At 71.5% G+C, this 1,081-nt stretch carries 3 protein-coding genes; all 3 read right to left on the reverse strand.

The window, feature by feature from the left end:
• Positions 1-90: 90 nt before the first annotated feature.
• The gene (locus ACMZ42_RS27285; RefSeq protein WP_375847170.1) at positions 91-489 is read right to left on the reverse strand and encodes a hypothetical protein; all 399 of its coding nucleotides are present in this window, start codon (positions 487-489) and stop codon (positions 91-93) included.
• Entirely contained in the window at positions 486-890 is a 405-nt protein-coding gene (locus ACMZ42_RS27290; protein WP_375847171.1) for a DUF6093 family protein, read from the reverse strand. Before ACMZ42_RS27290 ends, ACMZ42_RS27285 begins: the two co-directional genes overlap by 4 nt.
• Before the next feature lie 5 nt (positions 891-895).
• A partial coding sequence (locus ACMZ42_RS27295; RefSeq protein ID WP_415733466.1) for a hypothetical protein occupies positions 896-1,081 on the reverse strand: 186 nt, incomplete at its 5' end.

The following is a 1,081-nucleotide window of genomic DNA, read 5'->3' on the forward strand; positions in this document are numbered from 1 at the left end:
CACGTAGACCGTGAGCCCCACGTCCTCAAGGGCCTTCTGCACGGCGTCCAGGTGGGGCAGCGCATCGGGGGTGGCGGGTGCGGGCATCCGTCACCACCAGGCCAGGCCGCGCTCGGCGAGCAGCTGCATCTGCGCCTCGAAGCGGGGCAGTTCCGCGTCCAGGGCGCGGCCGCCGTCGTTGTGCGGCGGGTTCTTCACCGAGCCGTACTCCAGCAGGTTGCCGAGCGCGCCCTGCGGGCCGCCCTTGTCCGGGCCAATCGTGGCCATGAACAGGTCCCGGCCGTAGGCAGCGAAGTCGTAGCTGATACTCCGCGGGTACAGCCTGGCGTGCTTGCCGGCGGTCCCCCTTGCGTTGGCCCGCCAGTCCTTCTTGATGTTCATCGCGCCGCGCATCGTGACCGCGCGGGCCTCCCGCCGCAGCCGGGGAATACTGCGGGTCAGGTGCCGCTCCAAGCGGCGCACCTCACCCATGTCGAACTGTGCACTCATGACCGGTCCTCCGTGCTGAGCCGCCAGGCCGTGGCCTGGTCCGAGTACGCCACCCCGATCACCCACAAGATCAGGCCGACCATGCGGGCGTCCTCCGACTCCAGCACCTCGACTTGGGAGCCCGGCGTGACCAGCACGTCGGGCGGCAGCGGCGTGGACCACGGCAGGTGCACCTCGTAGTCCCGCAGGGACACCCGCCGCTCAGCCGCCGACACGTGGTCACCAGCCGCCTGCATGACCCGCTTCACCCGGCCCCGGCCCTCGTACAGCGTCGTCCGCGCGCCCGGCACCGTGGCCCCGGGCTCCCGGTCGAAACCGTCCGGTGCCTGCGCGAACAGGCGGACCCTGTCCCGCATCCGCCACTCGGCCGAGGCCCGGGACCGCGCCAGCAGCCGGTCCATGCCACTCACGGCCTGGACCTCGGCGCCGAGGGCGTGATGCTGAACGCCGTGGTGAGCACAGGGCGCAGCATCTCCGCCTCAGCGTCGCTGATGTACAGCTCGCCCGCAGACCGGGCCGCATCGTAGGTGACCTGATAGTCGTCGATGGACTCCTGCCGCAGGCCCCGCGGGTTGTGGAGGACCCGCAGGAC

The sequence above is a fragment of the Lysinibacillus sp. NPDC056185 genome (assembly GCF_047737915.1).
In the GTDB taxonomy this organism is placed as follows: Bacteria; Bacillota; Bacilli; order Bacillales_A; family Planococcaceae; genus Lysinibacillus.

Bases quoted from the DNA above. Each gene is read 5' to 3' on its own strand.
- ACMZ42_RS27290 (WP_375847171.1), bottom strand. From the start codon at position 890: ATGGACCGGCTGCTGGCGCGGTCCCGGGCCTCGGCCGAGTGGCGGATG.
- ACMZ42_RS27285 (WP_375847170.1), bottom strand. From the start codon at position 489: ATGAGTGCACAGTTCGACATGGGTGAGGTGCGCCGCTTGGAGCGGCAC.